3 protein-coding genes are annotated in these 2,109 nt (G+C 73.2%); all 3 read right to left on the reverse strand.

Going from position 1 to position 2,109, the window contains the following annotated elements:
- On the reverse strand, positions 1-365 hold a 365-nt coding region (locus PMI01_RS23450; RefSeq protein WP_238537110.1), incomplete at its 3' end, for an ATP-binding cassette domain-containing protein.
- A gap of 41 nt (positions 366-406) precedes the next feature.
- Positions 407-1,393, reverse strand: coding sequence for an HlyD family secretion protein (locus PMI01_RS23455; RefSeq protein ID WP_007675281.1), 987 nt, complete (start codon positions 1,391-1,393; stop codon positions 407-409).
- Positions 1,390-2,034 (reverse strand): TetR/AcrR family transcriptional regulator, encoded by a 645-nt coding sequence (locus PMI01_RS23460; RefSeq protein ID WP_007675284.1) that lies wholly within the window; start codon positions 2,032-2,034, stop codon positions 1,390-1,392. Before PMI01_RS23460 ends, PMI01_RS23455 begins: the two co-directional genes overlap by 4 nt.
- Positions 2,035-2,109 lie beyond the last annotated feature (75 nt).

Consider the following 2,109-nt stretch of genomic DNA (forward strand, 5'->3'; position numbering starts at 1 on the left):
CGGCCGGCCAGGCCCAGCCGTTCCAGCGCCTCCGTCACCCGCCCGCGCCGGCGGTCCAGGCCGTAGATCTGGGCCACGAAGTCGAGGTTCTCGCGGATCGACAGGTCCTCGTAGAGCGAGAACTTCTGGGTCATGTAGCCTGTCTGGCGCTTGATCGCGTCGGCGTGCCGCCGGAAATCCAGGCCCAGCACCTCGCCCTCGCCGCCGTCCGGGGTCAGCAGGCCGCACAGCATCCGCAGCGTGGTGGTCTTGCCCGAGCCGTTGGGGCCGAGGAAGCCGGTGATCTTGCCGGTCCCGACCTGGATCGACAGGTCCTGGACCACGCGCTTGTCGCCGAACGACTTGTCGAGGCCGCGCACGTCCACGGCCAAATCGGCTGGCCGAGCCTGAGGCGCGGCGGCGGCGCTCACTTGGCCGGCCCCGTCAATGGCACGACGTCGATCGGCAGGCCGGGCAGCAGGTCGGCGGGCCGGTCGGGCAGGGCCTCGACCAGGAACACCAGGCGGTCGCGCGATTCGCGGCTGTAGATCACCGGCGGGGTGAACTCGGCCCGTGGGCTGACGAAATTGATCCGCGCGCCCAGCCCGGGCTTGCAGCCGTCGCAGCTGAACGCCACCCGGGCGCCCGGCCGATAGAGCTCGACCTGCGCCTGGGGCACATAGAAGCGCAGCCGCACCCGGTCGTCGGCCAGCAGGGCCACCACCGGCTGGTTGGCCGCCACCCACTCGCCGCGCTGGTAGAAGACGTCCTGCACCCGCGCGGCCGCCGGGGCCCGGGGGCTGATCAGGTCCAGGCGGTTCTGGGCGACCGCCAGCTGGTCGCGGGCGGCCGCGGCCTGGCTCTCGGCGGCGCGGACGGCGTCGGGCCGCGCGCCCAGCGTGCCGACCCGGCGCTGCTGCTCGACGGTGCGGACATTGGCCTGGGCGGTGCGCAGGGCGGCCCTGGCGCTGTCCAGCCGGGCCGGGGCGTAGATCCCCTTGGCCGCCAGCGGCGCGATCCGGTCGTAATCGGCCTGGGCCTGGGCGAGGGCGGCCTGGACGGCGGCGCGCTGGGCGTCGAACACCGCCAGCTCGTCGGGCCGCTGGCCCTTGGCGGCGTCCTCCGCCTGGCTCTGGGCGGCGGCGGCCTGGGCGGCGGCCTGGTCGCGGGCCGCGACCAGCTGGGCGGCGTCCAGGGCGAACAGCGGCTGGCCGGCCACGACCCGCTGGCCGCGCTCGACCGACACCACGCTGACCGGCCCGGCCACCGAGGCGGCGACGTACAGCGTCTCGCCCTCGACATAGCCCGACAGCCGGCGCGGATGGGCCGCGCCCGGGCCCCAGGTCCGCCAGGCCAGGAAGCCCACCACGCCGATCGCCACGACGGCGAGCGCGATCTTGGCCGGACGCTTCATGCGCCTACCCTTTCAGGTTCCAGCAGCATGCCCTTGAGCGCCACCTCGGCGTGCTGGGCCAGCAGCGCCTTCAGGTCGATCGGCTCGGCCCCGATCGGCACGAACACCTCGCGCCACAACACGCCCATCAGCAACGGCCCGGCCAGGCTGAGCACATAGAGCCGGGCGTCGCCGGCCCGAACCTCGCCGCGCGCCTGGGCCGCCGCCACGGCGCGGCTGACGGCGTTCAGCACCCGGCTGACGACGTCCTCGTGCCAGACCCTGGCCAGTTCCGGGAAATTGCGCGACTCGCCGATCACCATCTTGGCCACCGGCCCCAGCCGCCCCTCGGCCACTACATCGGCGATGCGGGCGAAGATCAGCCGGATCAGGTCGGCGAACGCCAGGCCGCCCTGGTCGGCGAAGGCCTCCACGGCGGTCAGGTTCGGGGCCACGGTCTCGCGCACCACCGCCCGGAACAGGTCCTGCTTGGTCTCGAAATAGAGGTACAGCGCGCCCTTCGAGACCCCGGCCCGGGCGGCGATGTCGTCCAGCCGCGCGGCGGCGAAGCCCTTCTCGGCGAACACCGCCAGGGCCGCCTCGATGATCTCGCCGGGACGGGCTTCGCTGCGCCGCCGCCACTTGGGTTGTCCCGCCTGCATGATGGCGCTCGTATATAACTGACCCGTCAGTCATATACCGATGATCGGGGAATGCAAGATGCGAAACCCTCTCCC

Source organism: Caulobacter sp. AP07 (assembly GCF_000281955.1).
Classification (GTDB): Bacteria; Pseudomonadota; Alphaproteobacteria; order Caulobacterales; family Caulobacteraceae; genus Caulobacter.

What these genes read in the sequence shown, in the direction of transcription:
- PMI01_RS23455 (WP_007675281.1), bottom strand. Translation starts at nt 1,393, where the DNA reads ATGAAGCGTCCGGCCAAGATCGCGCTCGCCGTCGTGGCGATCGGCGTG.
- PMI01_RS23460 (WP_007675284.1), bottom strand. Translation starts at nt 2,034, where the DNA reads ATGCAGGCGGGACAACCCAAGTGGCGGCGGCGCAGCGAAGCCCGTCCC.